The following is a 14,370-nucleotide window of genomic DNA, read 5'->3' as shown; positions in this document are numbered from 1 at the left end:
CCGCCCTTCGGCCAAGATCGCCCGCAGTTGATCGCAATAACCGCGTGTCGCTGATCGCCTGCGGGTCAACAGGCCGCTTCATGCAGTACAATCTCCCCCTTTTTCAATTTGCCAATCAGTCAGCCATTCCCATGATCGAACCCAAGCGCGTCTTGCGCGCCCTCGCCGAACACTGGGCACTCCTGGAGCCTCTGTGCGAACACTTCGACCAAGGCACCCTGAGCCTTGGCGAACTGCGTCAACAGTTGGCTACCCAGCAACTGGAAAGTACACCCCAGGACATCACCAGCCTGCTGGACGTGTGGATTCGCCTCGACATCCTGGTGCCGGTGGCGAAAAGCCCGAACCGCTTCGAACTGAACGCGCAGATCCACGATTTCCTGGCCTACCTGCGGCGCGAGCACCGCCTCGGCCTGTGCCTGGAGATCGAAGCCTACCTGCGCCACCTCGAACGCCTGGCCGGCTATATTCAGGATGCCTTCGAAATCCGCGATGGCAACGACCTGGCGCGCCAGTTGCGACTGCTCGACATGCGCGTGCGCGACGTGCTGAAAAAGCTCGCCAATGACGAGCAGGCGCTGGTGGCCGTGGCCGAACGGGCCAAGACCAGCGACCGGCAGATTCCGCTACGCCAGCGCTATGCCGAGGTCCTGGCGACCTGGGACGAATACGTCGAGCCGATGATCCAGTTGGTGAACGCCGATGGCGCCTTCGAACAGGGCGTGCGCAAGGTCGAAAACGTCCTGCTGCGCATGCTCAGCGAACAGCAGCGCCTGGGGCATCTGGTCGACGACGACATGCTGCTGCGCACCCACGCGCGGATCCTGGAAATGCAGACCAGTGCCCAACTGACCCTGCGCCACGCCCGCGAACTGCTGTTGCCGCTGCGCGAAGAAGCCCGCCGGCATAACGCCGTGACCCGTGGCGCGGCGCTGGCGCTGTCGGTGATCCGCCGCAAGGGCATCGATGCCGTGCCACAGGCGGCCATGCCGATGTTTACCCGTCCACAGAGCACCTTTCTCGGCAGTTCCGGCCAGGTCGAAGCCTACGTTTACGCCCTGGCACGCTTTGAAGCCAAGCCGTCGCGCTTCCCCAAGGCCCACAAGACCTCCCGCGGCGGCGAGTCGCCAAGGGCACCGCGCACGGTCAAGGAAATGCTCGAGCGCTGTACCGATGCCCTGCCGATGCCGGACCTGATGAACTGGCTGCTGGAGCAGGAGCCGGACGGCGCCACCGACGAATTGCTCTACTGGTTCTCGCGCCTGTCGCGGGAGAAGCGTTTCCAGCGCGAGCGTCTCGAACGCCGCGACTACTACACACAGGAGCACCTGGTCAGCCTGCGCTCCTTCGCCCTGCTCTCGCGTGTTGAAGACAGCACCGAGAATTCCGCGAGCACCCCTCATGCATCTTGATCTTTCCGAACTGTCCCAGCTGGCGCCGATCTTTCGCGAGCTGTTCAAGGGTTACCACATCAGCCGTCGCGACCCGGAGCTGTACGCTCAACTGTCGAACTGCCAGGACCAGTACCGCACGCTGTTCAAGGCGCTCGGTTTCGAGCTGGTCTGCGACACCCGCGGCTTCTACTACTTCGTCCCGGACAACGCCAACGCGCAGGTGAACAAGACCGCCCAGCGCCTGGCGCTGTTCACCTTCATCCTGGTCGAACACCTGGCCGACCAGGGCCGCGACCCGATTGCCGTGCTCGATGGCGGCAGTCTCGGCCGTGACGAACTGCCGTCGCTGCTGGAGAAATACCGCGACCTGTTCGTCCAGGCCGAAGTCACCACCCAGGACGAGTTGGAGGAAAAGATCATGCGCCGCATGACTCAACTCGGCTTCGCCCTTGAGGAGCCGGGCCTGTTCCGCTTCCTGCCGCCGATGCACCGTTTCCTCGATGTCTGCCTGTCGGTCCAGCAGGACCGCGAAATGGCCGCCAGCCTGCACAGCGTATTGCCGCTGCCGACGCCGGTGATCGTGGACAAGGACAGCGACGAAAAACTCCTGCAGACCGACGACCCGCTGGACCTCAGCGAATTCGACCCGGAGCAGGCGGAAAGTGAAGAAGACGCCCTGGCCCGGGCCATTGCCGACGAACAGCAGGAGATGGATGCATGAGCCAGGAACGCTACGGCATTCGCCGCTTCGCCCTGTTGAACACCGCCGGCTACAGCCTCGGGCTGTTCCCGCTGGAAAACCCGCTGTCGGTCTACGGGGCGAACAACCTCGGCAAGTCGGCCTCGATCAACGCCCTGCAGTTCCCGATCCTGGCACGCATGTCGGACATGAGCTTCGGCAAGTACAGCCTGGAACAGTCGCGCCGCTTCTACTTCGCCAGCGACACCAGCTACATCCTCGTGGAAGTCTCGCTGCCCCACGGACCGCATGTGATCGGCGTGGTCGGGCGCGGCCCGGGCGGCGGTTTCGGTCACCAGTTCTTCGCCTATGCCGGACAACTGGACCTGGCGCACTACCAGAAGGACGACACCTGCCTGCGCCAGAAGGAGCTGTTCAACAACCTCGAGCGCAACGGCCTGAAAGCCTACGAACTCAAGCCCGATGAACTGCGTCGGTTGCTGGTCGGTGGGCATACGTCGATTCCGCTGGACCTGACCCTGATCCCGCTGCGTTCCACCAGCGAGCAGAGCCTGAAGACCTTCCGCGCACTGTTCATCAACCTGCTGCACATGCGCGAAATCACTGCGGCCAAGCTCAAGCAGTTGTTCCTCGATGCCTTCGAACACAGCCTGCGTTCCGGCAGCGTCGACTACATCGCCGCCTGCGAGGAAGCGTTCCGCGACGTACGACGCATGGAACAGGACTACAACGCGCTGGTCGCCGCCGGTCCGCTGGTCGAGGCCCTGGCTGCCGGGGTGCGCCAGCGCGACGTGTTGCGCGGCAAGCTGCACCGCATCTCGCCATTGCTCGATTCGCTGCTGGGCACCTGGTCGGACTACGCCAGTGCGCGCAAGGAAGAGCTGCTGATCCAATCCGAGCACTACCGCAACGAACAGGACGCACTGCAGAACGACCAGCGCGGCAGCACCCAGGAACTGATGCGCCTGGAACGGGAAATCAGCGGTATCCAGCGCTGGCTCGGCGAGCTCTCGGTACTCAAGCATCGCTTTGCCCTGGTCGACGACGTCAAGGTACTGGAGCAGCAACTGCTGGCCGCCAAGGATGCCCACGACGAACTCGCCGGTGCCCTGGCGCAGTCCCGGCAGTTCACTGCCGAGGACCTGGAAGAACGTCTGCGCGATCTGGAAAAACGCCTGAAATCGGTCAGACAGCAGCTCGACCACGCCGACAACAACAGCTATGCGCGCCTGCGCGAAGAGTTCTCGCAGCAGGACGTCGAGCGCCTGATGCGCCTGTTCAACAGCGCGCTGTTCAGCCTGCCGCTGGGTGAACATGGCATTGTTCTGGACGACGATGGCGAGTGGGTCAAGTCACTGGAACTGATCCTCGACGGTTTCAAGGGTGAGCGTTTCATTGTTCCAGGTCTGTCCATCGACCTCTCACACATCGAACCGCCGGCCTTGCAGGCCCTGGCCGACCGCGCTGCCCTGCGCGATCAGAAGGAGCGCCTGGAAAAGGAACTCAAGCAGCTCAAGACCCAGCAGGCCGTCGCCGCCGACCGCGCGGCGAGCAAGTCGCAGACCGAAGCGCTGTACCAGCAGGTGCTCGATGCGCAGAAGGCCCTGGAAGACTTCCGCCGGGCCGAGACCCTGAGCGCCGAGGAAGGCGACAAGCTCGAACAACTGGCACAGATGGAAGCCGCCCAGGACGAACTCAAGCGTTCCAGTGATGCCTTCACCGAACGCGTCCAGCAACTGTCGGCCAAGCTGCAACTGGTCGGACGGCAGATCGGCGACATGGAGGCCAAGCAACGCACCCTCGACGATGCCCTGCGTCGTCGACAACTGCTGCCGGCGGACCTGCCGTTCGGTACGCCGTTCATGGACCCGGTCGACGATTCCATGGACAACCTGTTGCCACTGCTCAACGATTACCAGGACAGCTGGCAGGGCCTGCAGCGGGTCGATGGGCAGATCGAGGCGCTGTATGCCCAGGTCCGCCTCAAGGGCGTAGCCAAGTTCGACAGCGAAGACGATGTCGAGCGCCGCCTGCAACTGCTGATCAACGCCTATGATCACCGCAGCGATGAAGCCCTGACCCTGGGCAAGGCCCGTCGTGCGGCAGTCACCGATATCGCCCGGACCCTGCGCAACATCCGCAGCGACTACGACAGCCTCGAACACCAACTGGCGCTGTTCAACCGTGAAATCAACAAACGCCAGGTCTCCAACCTGCAGAGCTTCCGCATCGTCCTGGCGCCGAACAAGGAAGCGCTCAAGCACATCGACCAGATCATCCACAGCGCTGGCCAGTACGAGGAAGGCGAGACATTGTCGGTGTTCGACCTGAGCCAGAGCGCCGAGCAGGACAACAAGAACGAAGAGGCCAAGGAATACCTGGCACGACTGGTGGCAGCCAACCACAACCAGTTGGGCCTGAAGGACCTGTTCGAACTGGCGTTCGAGATCACCAAGGTCAATGGTCAGCCGGTGATCCACACCGACATCGATGGCGCGGCCTCCAACGGCACCACCATGACCATCAAGGCGCTGACCAACATGTACCTGTTGCTGCACCTGATGGATCGTGACCTGGCCGGTCGTGTACGCCTGCCGTACTACCTCGATGAGGCGGCGGACATCGACGAACGAAACCAGGCGGCACTCTTGGAAACCAGCCTGCAACTGGGCTTCGTGCCGATTCTGGCGAGCGTGAAACCACAGGTCTCGGCCCATGTCGCCATCGACCTGGAAGGCGGCAGCGGACCGAACGGTATCTATATCGACGAGGCAGACTGGAAGTACATCCGTCGCCTGGATCAGGTCAAGGCTACGCAGAACCGCGAAGCTGCGGAGCCGGAACTGGACGAAGCCTGATTCCACGGGCCGCAAACAAAAACGCCGCAATCAGCCGATCGCGGCGTTTTTGTTTGCCTTGGATTTATGGTGGATTCTTCGCGGATGAATCGGGGCGCCGGCCCCCACAAGGTTCAGCGGCTGCCACAAGAGCTGTAGGCACCACCAAACAGTAGGAGCTGGGCTTGCCCGCGAAGCTTTCAGTGGCCGTACAGACCTCTTCGCAGGCCGCAGGCAAGCCTTGCTCAGGCTTGTATCCACCTGACCGGTTATTTGCCCAACGGGATCTTCGGCGCCCAGGTCAGCCATTCATCCTCGGACTTGTCGAACAGCGCGAAGGTCTGCTGTGGCCGTGCCGCCGCGCCCATCTGCTCACCGTCCGGCGTGGCAAAGGAAATACCGCCCTGAATCAGGGTTTCCAGCGATTCGGTGCGTATCGTCGCGCCCTTGAACAGGCTGACATCGAAACCGAAACCACTGCTGTTCCAGAACCGGCTGCCGCTACGCACCAGGGGTGCATAACGCGGCTCGATCAGAATGTGGATCAGCACCCGGTCGCCTGTTGTACCCAACTCGTACCCGGTGACCTTGCCCACCGCCACTTCACGATAGGTCACTGGCACGCCTTCCTTCAGCGACCCGCGACGCGGGGCACTCAGGGTCAGCCTCAGGCCGGCTTCGGCCACCGGCATATCCGGCGGCTGCTTGAGCGCGACGAAACGGGTCTGCGCGCCCTGCTGCTTCGCTGCGGGTTGCACTTCGAGGTACTGACCCGTCACCAGAGTTTCCAGGTTGGCGGTCTTGATCAGGCCCAACTCCGGTTTGACCACCCAGAATTGAGATCCCACCCGGGCGATCTTTTCCGGCACTTCGGTGATGCGGGCCGAGAGCAGCACCGATTGCAGATCATCACTGAGGTCGACACTCTCGATCTTGCCCACATCCAGCCCCCTGAAGCGGACCGGTGTACCCGGGCGCAGGCCGTCGGCGCGATCGACGCGAATGGTGATCAGGGTGCCTTGCTGCTCGGCCGCGTCATGATTGGCGAACAGACGGAAACGTGGAATACGCCGTTTCAGCGGCGCCTTCTCGCTCAGGGTTTCGAAAGCGATACCGCCGGCGATCAAGGTCTGCAACGACTCGCTCTTGACCTGGATACCGCCGGTCAGGCCGCCGCTCAGGGTGATGCCGCTGACATTCCAGAAGCGTGTCGAGGCGTTGACCAGGCCCTCGTACTCTTTTTCGATATGGACACCGATCACCACCTGCTTGCGGTCACGGGAGAACTGATAGCTCTGCACCGAACCGACCTTGACCTGCTTGTAGAGGATCGGACTGCCCACTTCCAGCGAACCGAGGTTGTCGGTAAACAGCACCAGGTGCAGACCAGGAGAGCGCAGGTCGAGCGGCGGCGCCTTGGCCCGGGCCTCGAACTCGCGCTTCGGATGACCGCCCTTGTCACCCGGCCGGACTGCGATGTAGTTACCCTTTACCAGTGCCTCCAGGCCCGTGATACCGGCCAGGGAAATCGAAGGTTTGACCACCCAGAACTGGGTGCCATCCACCAGGTAGTCCTCGGCCAGTGGGTCGAGGGTCAGTTCGGCATTGGCGCTGGTGAGGTCCGGATCGATCTTCAGGCTCTTCAGGCTGCCGACCTGGATGCCCTTGTACATCACCGGCGTGCGCCCGGCCTGCAGGCCTTCGAAATCGGTGAGTTTCACCTTCACCCGAATACCCGCCTGGGCCGCGTCGAAGTCTTCGTAGAGACGGAAGGGCAGGCTCGGATCGGTGGGCGGACTGTCCTTGCGATTTTCCGGGGTGGCGAAGGCGATACCACCGGCAACGATGCTGGCCAGGGACTCGCTACGCAGCTTCACCCCCGACAGGTTGGCGTCGATGCTGATGCCGCTGGCATTCCAGAACCGCGTGTGCTTGCGCACCAGGTTGGCATAGGCCGGCTCGATGAACACCTTCAGCTCGACCATGTTCTGGTCCGGGGACAAGGCATAGCTTTTGATCTGGCCCACCTGGATCTGCTTGTAGAACACCGGGCTGCCACGATTCAGCGAGCCCAGCCGGTCGGCCTTGATGGTGATGTGCAGACCGGGCTTGAGGTCCGAGAGCGGCGGCTCCTCGGACAGTGCCTTGAACTTGCGCGCAGGCTCGCCGTCGCCAGGGCTGACGGCAATGTAGTTACCCGAGACCAGGGTTTCCAGGCCAGTGATACCGGCCAGGGACACGTTCGGCTTGACCAGCCAGAAGCGGGTATTGGTACGCAGGGACGACTCGACGTCCTTGTTCATCTCGATGGTGACGTTGACACCCTTGGTGGAGCCTTCGGTGTCCAGGGCCAAGGCCTTGACCTTGCCGATGGGCATGCCCTTGTAGACCACGACGGTCTTGTTGGCCTCGATGCCCTGGCCGCTTTCGAAACGTACCTGGATCTCGATACCGGTCTGGTTGTAGGCCCTCCAGCCGAGCCAGCCGCCAATGATCAGGGCAATCAGTGGCAGAACCCAGATGGCCGACCAGTTCGATGCCGGGCGGGTTTTGGCTTTTGGCAAATCACTCATTGTCGTCGTCCGACTCCGTGTTGTCCCAAATCAGTCGGGGGTCAAAGGTTATTGCAGCAAGCATCGTCAATATCACCACACTGGCAAAGGCCACCGCGCCGAGGTTGGCCTCGACGCTGGCAATTCGGCCGAAGTTGACGATCGCCACCAAAATGGCGATCACGAAAATATCCAGCATTGACCAGCGGCCAATGAATTCGATGAAACGGTACATGATGATCCGCTGCCGAGCCGACATCGGCTGATGCCGCTGTACCGAGAACAGTAGCAGGCCGATGCCCACCAGTTTGAACGTTGGTACCAGAATACTGGCGACAAAAACCACAGCGGCAATCGGAAACATGCCATGTTGCACCAGGGTGATGACGCCCGACATGATCGTATCCGGGTCGCCCTTGCCCAGGGAACTGACGGTCATGATCGGCAGCATGTTGGCCGGGATGTAGAGAATGGCCGACGTCAGCAGCAACGCCCAGGTGCGCATCAGGCTGTTCGGCCGGCGCGGGTGTACCAGTGCACCGCAACGGGTGCAGAGCTGTCCATCGGTATCCGCTTCGTGCCGGTTCAACTCATGGCATTCCGTGCAGATCAGGATACCTGCATCAATCGCCCGCATGTTCATCTTCTCCCGACAGCGCCTGCCAGATCTGATGGGGCGACATCACCACCTCCAAGAGTATCTGTAGCAACAACAGACCGACAAAACAGCCAAGACCCAGCCCCAGACTCAACTCCGCGAGGTCCGCCAATTTCACGATGGCGACCAGCACGCCCATCAGATAGACCTCGAGCATGCCCCAGTCACGCAGGTGATGGTAAATGCGATACAGAAGCAGGCCATAGCTGCGACCGATATCCCAGCGGATGCTCAGCAACACCGCCAATTGGCACAGGAGCTTGAGCAGGGGTATGCCCATGCTGCACAGGAACACCACGACAGCGATGCCGGTCATGCCGGAGTGATGCAGGCCCAGCACACCGCTCCACACCGTATCGTCAGAGGTACGGCCCAGAAGATTGAGTTGCATGATGGGTAAAAAGTTCGCAGGGACATACAACAACAGGGCCGCGATCACCAGGGCCAGGCTGCGTTCGACGACATTGTGGCGGTGCGCATAGAGTTCGTAACCACAGCGCGGGCACTGGGCCTTTTCCCCCAGGCCGAGCTGGGGCTTGCGCATCAGCAGGTCGCACTCGTGACAAGCCACCAGCTCGTCCAGGGGCAGTTCCGACACCTGTGGGGTGTCAACCGGATCCGGCATAGATAGAAGCTCTGGCTCTGTAGAGAATGGGCCTATTCTAGTGGGCTGGCTCGAAAATAACTGTGCAAATTTTTCGGGGCCGTGGGGCTGTGAAGCGGAACATCATGGGATGCATGTCCACGCGGAGCCGGAGAATGATCGCTCGGTGAAACGCCGAAAAAACAAAACCCCAACTGCTTTCGCAATTGGGGTTTCGGAATTTAATCTTGACGATGACCTACTCTCACATGGGGAAACCCCACACTACCATCGGCGATGCATCGTTTCACTGCTGAGTTCGGGATGGGATCAGGTGGTTCCAATGCTCTATGGTCGTCAAGAAATTCTGGTACCGAACCGAGGCCTGTGGCCGCGCTTCAGCAAATTGGGTATGTGACAGTTTTCGGTGTGGTGAGTCGCAAACTTTCGGTTCACTTCGTCTTCATACACCGCAATCTGGCCTTTCGACTCAAATTGCTTGGGTGTTATATGGTCAAGCCTCACGGGCAATTAGTATGGGTTAGCTCAACGCCTCACAGCGCTTACACACCCCACCTATCAACGTCGTAGTCTTCGACGGCCCTTCAGGGAACTCAAGGTTCCAGTGAGATCTCATCTTGAGGCTAGTTTCCCGCTTAGATGCTTTCAGCGGTTATCTATTCCGAACATAGCTACCCGGCAATGCCACTGGCGTGACAACCGGAACACCAGAGGTTCGTCCACTCCGGTCCTCTCGTACTAGGAGCAGCCCCTCTCAAATCTCAAACGTCCACGGCAGATAGGGACCGAACTGTCTCACGACGTTCTAAACCCAGCTCGCGTACCACTTTAAATGGCGAACAGCCATACCCTTGGGACCGGCTTCAGCCCCAGGATGTGATGAGCCGACATCGAGGTGCCAAACACCGCCGTCGATATGAACTCTTGGGCGGTATCAGCCTGTTATCCCCGGAGTACCTTTTATCCGTTGAGCGATGGCCCTTCCATACAGAACCACCGGATCACTAAGACCTACTTTCGTACCTGCTCGACGTGTCTGTCTCGCAGTCAAGCGCGCTTTTGCCTTTATACTCTACGACCGATTTCCGACCGGTCTGAGCGCACCTTCGTACTCCTCCGTTACTCTTTAGGAGGAGACCGCCCCAGTCAAACTACCCACCATACACTGTCCTCGATCCGGATAACGGACCTGAGTTAGAACCTCAAAGTTGCCAGGGTGGTATTTCAAGGATGGCTCCACGCAGACTGGCGTCCACGCTTCAAAGCCTCCCACCTATCCTACACAAGCAAATTCAAAGTCCAGTGCAAAGCTATAGTAAAGGTTCACGGGGTCTTTCCGTCTAGCCGCGGATACACTGCATCTTCACAGCGATTTCAATTTCACTGAGTCTCGGGTGGAGACAGCGCCGCCATCGTTACGCCATTCGTGCAGGTCGGAACTTACCCGACAAGGAATTTCGCTACCTTAGGACCGTTATAGTTACGGCCGCCGTTTACCGGGGCTTCGATCAAGAGCTTCGCGTTAGCTAACCCCATCAATTAACCTTCCGGCACCGGGCAGGCGTCACACCCTATACGTCCACTTTCGTGTTTGCAGAGTGCTGTGTTTTTAATAAACAGTCGCAGCGGCCTGGTATCTTCGACCGGCATGGGCTTACGGAGCAAGTCCTTCACCCTCACCGGCGCACCTTCTCCCGAAGTTACGGTGCCATTTTGCCTAGTTCCTTCACCCGAGTTCTCTCAAGCGCCTTGGTATTCTCTACCTAACCACCTGTGTCGGTTTGGGGTACGGTTCCTGATTATCTGAAGCTTAGAAGCTTTTCTTGGAAGCATGGCATCAACCACTTCGCGTCCTAAAGGACACTCGTCATCAGCTCTCGGCCTTAAGATCCCGGATTTACCTAAGATCTCAGCCTACCACCTTAAACTTGGACAACCAACGCCAAGCTGGCCTAGCCTTCTCCGTCCCTCCATCGCAATAACCAGAAGTACAGGAATATTAACCTGTTTTCCATCGACTACGCTTTTCAGCCTCGCCTTAGGGACCGACTAACCCTGCGTCGATTAACGTTGCGCAGGAAACCTTGGTCTTTCGGCGTGGGTGTTTTTCACACCCATTGTCGTTACTCATGTCAGCATTCGCACTTCTGATACCTCCAGCAAGCTTCTCAACTCACCTTCACAGGCTTACAGAACGCTCCTCTACCGCATCACTTACGTGATACCCGTAGCTTCGGTGCATGGTTTGAGCCCCGTTACATCTTCCGCGCAGGCCGACTCGACTAGTGAGCTATTACGCTTTCTTTAAAGGGTGGCTGCTTCTAAGCCAACCTCCTAGCTGTCTAAGCCTTCCCACATCGTTTCCCACTTAACCATGACTTTGGGACCTTAGCTGACGGTCTGGGTTGTTTCCCTTTTCACGACGGACGTTAGCACCCGCCGTGTGTCTCCCATGCTCGGCACTTGTAGGTATTCGGAGTTTGCATCGGTTTGGTAAGTCGGGATGACCCCCTAGCCGAAACAGTGCTCTACCCCCTACAGTGATACATGAGGCGCTACCTAAATAGCTTTCGAGGAGAACCAGCTATCTCCGAGCTTGATTAGCCTTTCACTCCGATCCACAGGTCATCCGCTAACTTTTCAACGGTAGTCGGTTCGGTCCTCCAGTCAGTGTTACCTAACCTTCAACCTGCCCATGGATAGATCGCCCGGTTTCGGGTCTATACCCAGCGACTAAACGCCCTATTAAGACTCGCTTTCGCTACGCCTCCCCTATTCGGTTAAGCTCGCCACTGAATATAAGTCGCTGACCCATTATACAAAAGGTACGCAGTCACAGAACAAAGTCTGCTCCCACTGCTTGTACGCATACGGTTTCAGGATCTATTTCACTCCCCTCTCCGGGGTTCTTTTCGCCTTTCCCTCACGGTACTAGTTCACTATCGGTCAGTCAGTAGTATTTAGCCTTGGAGGATGGTCCCCCCATATTCAGACAAGGTTTCTCGTGCCCCGTCCTACTCGATTTCATGACTAAGAGACTTTCGCGTACAGGGCTATCACCCACTATGGCCGCACTTTCCAGAGCGTTCCGCTAATCTCAAAGCCACTTAAGGGCTGGTCCCCGTTCGCTCGCCACTACTAAGGGAATCTCGGTTGATTTCTTTTCCTCAGGGTACTTAGATGTTTCAGTTCCCCTGGTTCGCCTCTTGCACCTATGTATTCAGTACAAGATAACCATCTTATGATGGCTGGGTTCCCCCATTCAGACATCTCCGGATCAAAGTCTGTTTGCCGACTCCCCGAAGCTTTTCGCAGGCTACCACGTCTTTCATCGCCTCTGACTGCCAAGGCATCCACCGTATGCGCTTCTTCACTTGACCATATAACCCCAAGCAATCTGGTTATACTATGAAGACGACATTCGCCGAAAATTTGCAATTACTCACAAATTTTACCTTAGCCTGATCCGTTACCAGTGAAAGTAACGTTCAGTCTATCTTTCTATCACATACCCAAATTTTTAAAGAACGATCTAATCAAAGACTAGAAATCAACATTCACCATCACAACGATGGAATGCTCATTTCTAAGCTTTAACGCAGAAACAGTTAACCGCAGTAAATGGTGGAGCCAAACGGGATCGAACCGTTGACCTCCTGCGTGCAAGGCAGGCGCTCTCCCAGCTGAGCTATGGCCCCGTATCGCTACAGGTTCCTACAACTTCCCACCTAAACTGGTGGGTCTGGGCAGATTCGAACTGCCGACCTCACCCTTATCAGGGGTGCGCTCTAACCAACTGAGCTACAGACCCAATATCGGGCTGCTTCTATCGTCTTCTTCAATGAATCAAGCAATTCGTGTGGGAACTTATGGTGCAGCTGATGTCGTCGATTAAGGAGGTGATCCAGCCGCAGGTTCCCCTACGGCTACCTTGTTACGACTTCACCCCAGTCATGAATCACACCGTGGTAACCGTCCTCCCGAAGGTTAGACTAGCTACTTCTGGTGCAACCCACTCCCATGGTGTGACGGGCGGTGTGTACAAGGCCCGGGAACGTATTCACCGCGACATTCTGATTCGCGATTACTAGCGATTCCGACTTCACGCAGTCGAGTTGCAGACTGCGATCCGGACTACGATCGGTTTTGTGGGATTAGCTCCACCTCGCGGCTTGGCAACCCTCTGTACCGACCATTGTAGCACGTGTGTAGCCCAGGCCGTAAGGGCCATGATGACTTGACGTCATCCCCACCTTCCTCCGGTTTGTCACCGGCAGTCTCCTTAGAGTGCCCACCATGACGTGCTGGTAACTAAGGACAAGGGTTGCGCTCGTTACGGGACTTAACCCAACATCTCACGACACGAGCTGACGACAGCCATGCAGCACCTGTGTCAGAGTTCCCGAAGGCACCAATCCATCTCTGGAAAGTTCTCTGCATGTCAAGGCCTGGTAAGGTTCTTCGCGTTGCTTCGAATTAAACCACATGCTCCACCGCTTGTGCGGGCCCCCGTCAATTCATTTGAGTTTTAACCTTGCGGCCGTACTCCCCAGGCGGTCAACTTAATGCGTTAGCTGCGCCACTAAGAACTCAAGGTTCCCAACGGCTAGTTGACATCGTTTACGGCGTGGACTACCAGGGTATCTAATCCTGTTTGCTCCCCACGCTTTCGCACCTCAGTGTCAGTATGAGTCCAGGTGGTCGCCTTCGCCACTGGTGTTCCTTCCTATATCTACGCATTTCACCGCTACACAGGAAATTCCACCACCCTCTACCCTACTCTAGCTCGCCAGTTTTGGATGCAGTTCCCAGGTTGAGCCCGGGGATTTCACATCCAACTTAACGAACCACCTACGCGCGCTTTACGCCCAGTAATTCCGATTAACGCTTGCACCCTCTGTATTACCGCGGCTGCTGGCACAGAGTTAGCCGGTGCTTATTCTGTCGGTAACGTCAAAACACTAACGTATTAGGTTAATGCCCTTCCTCCCAACTTAAAGTGCTTTACAATCCGAAGACCTTCTTCACACACGCGGCATGGCTGGATCAGGCTTTCGCCCATTGTCCAATATTCCCCACTGCTGCCTCCCGTAGGAGTCTGGACCGTGTCTCAGTTCCAGTGTGACTGATCATCCTCTCAGACCAGTTACGGATCGTCGCCTTGGTGAGCCATTACCTCACCAACTAGCTAATCCGACCTAGGCTCATCTGATAGCGCAAGGCCCGAAGGTCCCCTGCTTTCTCCCGTAGGACGTATGCGGTATTAGCGTTCCTTTCGAAACGTTGTCCCCCACTACCAGGCAGATTCCTAGGCATTACTCACCCGTCCGCCGCTGAATCGAAGAGCAAGCTCTTCTCATCCGCTCGACTTGCATGTGTTAGGCCTGCCGCCAGCGTTCAATCTGAGCCATGATCAAACTCTTCAGTTCAATACTGCTTGGGTTTTGAGAAAACCCTAAACTTGGCTCAGCAATCGTTGGTTACATCTTTGATTTCTCGCGGAGTAACTTGCGTTGCTGATAATCTAGTGACTATTCAGTCTGACACCACAAGCACCCACACGAATTGCTTGATTCAGTTGTTAAAGAGCGGTGGGTGAGCTGTTCGCTCAACCGAGGCGCGCAT

At 58.0% G+C, this 14,370-nt stretch carries 6 protein-coding genes, 2 tRNA genes and 3 rRNA genes; 3 read left to right on the top strand and 8 right to left on the bottom strand.

Annotated elements, in window-relative coordinates; all coding sequences use genetic code 11:
• Window positions 1-131 precede the first annotated feature (131 nt).
• From mksB to mksF, 3 genes are read left to right on the top strand one after another with little or no spacing between them, the layout of a single operon-like run.
• Window positions 132-1,412 carry an Mks condensin complex protein MksB gene (gene mksB / locus BLU37_RS11530; protein ID WP_090210932.1) on the top strand — a complete coding sequence of 427 codons (1,281 nt, stop codon included), beginning with the start codon at window positions 132-134 and terminating at the stop codon, window positions 1,410-1,412.
• Entirely contained in the window at window positions 1,402-2,115 is a 714-nt protein-coding gene (mksE, locus tag BLU37_RS11525; RefSeq protein WP_090204904.1) for an Mks condensin complex protein MksE, read from the top strand. Before mksB ends, mksE begins: the two co-directional genes overlap by 11 nt.
• A complete protein-coding gene (gene mksF, locus BLU37_RS11520; protein WP_090204901.1) occupies window positions 2,112-4,952 on the top strand; it encodes an Mks condensin complex protein MksF in 2,841 nt (946 codons plus the stop codon). The genes mksE and mksF overlap by 4 nt, the downstream gene beginning before the upstream one ends.
• A gap of 248 nt (window positions 4,953-5,200) precedes the next feature.
• Here the strand turns inward: mksF and BLU37_RS11515 are convergent, their stop codons facing one another.
• The 8 genes from BLU37_RS11515 to BLU37_RS11480 form a co-directional block, all read right to left on the bottom strand.
• Window positions 5,201-7,504 carry a PqiB family protein gene (locus BLU37_RS11515; protein ID WP_090204898.1) on the bottom strand — a complete coding sequence of 768 codons (2,304 nt, stop codon included), beginning with the start codon at window positions 7,502-7,504 and terminating at the stop codon, window positions 5,201-5,203.
• On the bottom strand, window positions 7,497-8,120 hold the full coding sequence (locus BLU37_RS11510; protein WP_010445388.1) for a paraquat-inducible protein A: 624 nt from the start codon (window positions 8,118-8,120) through the stop codon (window positions 7,497-7,499). The genes BLU37_RS11515 and BLU37_RS11510 overlap by 8 nt, the downstream gene beginning before the upstream one ends.
• Window positions 8,107-8,766 carry a paraquat-inducible protein A gene (locus tag BLU37_RS11505; RefSeq protein ID WP_010445389.1) on the bottom strand — a complete coding sequence of 220 codons (660 nt, stop codon included), beginning with the start codon at window positions 8,764-8,766 and terminating at the stop codon, window positions 8,107-8,109. Before BLU37_RS11505 ends, BLU37_RS11510 begins: the two co-directional genes overlap by 14 nt.
• Window positions 8,767-8,970: 204 nt before the next feature.
• A 5S ribosomal RNA gene (rrf, locus tag BLU37_RS11500) occupies window positions 8,971-9,086 on the bottom strand.
• A 148-nt stretch (window positions 9,087-9,234) separates the two neighbouring features.
• Window positions 9,235-12,125, bottom strand: a 23S ribosomal RNA gene (locus BLU37_RS11495).
• A 242-nt stretch (window positions 12,126-12,367) separates the two neighbouring features.
• A tRNA-Ala gene (locus BLU37_RS11490) sits at window positions 12,368-12,443 on the bottom strand.
• 36 nt (window positions 12,444-12,479) lie between these two features.
• Window positions 12,480-12,556, bottom strand: a tRNA-Ile gene (locus BLU37_RS11485).
• Between the two features lie 81 nt (window positions 12,557-12,637).
• A 16S ribosomal RNA gene (locus tag BLU37_RS11480) occupies window positions 12,638-14,174 on the bottom strand.
• The 16S, 23S and 5S rRNA genes sit together here with 2 tRNA genes alongside, the layout of an rRNA operon.
• Between the last annotated feature and the right edge of the window lie 196 nt (window positions 14,175-14,370).

Source organism: Pseudomonas asplenii (assembly GCF_900105475.1).
Lineage (GTDB): Bacteria > Pseudomonadota > Gammaproteobacteria > Pseudomonadales > Pseudomonadaceae > Aquipseudomonas > Aquipseudomonas asplenii.
This window is presented reverse-complemented; position numbering and strand designations above follow the sequence as displayed.

Coding starts and splice junctions, on each gene's coding strand:
- mksB (WP_090210932.1), top strand. CDS start 132: ATGATCGAACCCAAGCGCGTCTTGCGCGCCCTCGCCGAACACTGGGCA.
- mksE (WP_090204904.1), top strand. CDS start 1,402: ATGCATCTTGATCTTTCCGAACTGTCCCAGCTGGCGCCGATCTTTCGC.
- mksF (WP_090204901.1), top strand. CDS start 2,112: ATGAGCCAGGAACGCTACGGCATTCGCCGCTTCGCCCTGTTGAACACC.
- BLU37_RS11515 (WP_090204898.1), bottom strand. CDS start 7,504: ATGAGTGATTTGCCAAAAGCCAAAACCCGCCCGGCATCGAACTGGTCG.
- BLU37_RS11510 (WP_010445388.1), bottom strand. CDS start 8,120: ATGCGGGCGATTGATGCAGGTATCCTGATCTGCACGGAATGCCATGAG.
- BLU37_RS11505 (WP_010445389.1), bottom strand. CDS start 8,766: ATGCCGGATCCGGTTGACACCCCACAGGTGTCGGAACTGCCCCTGGAC.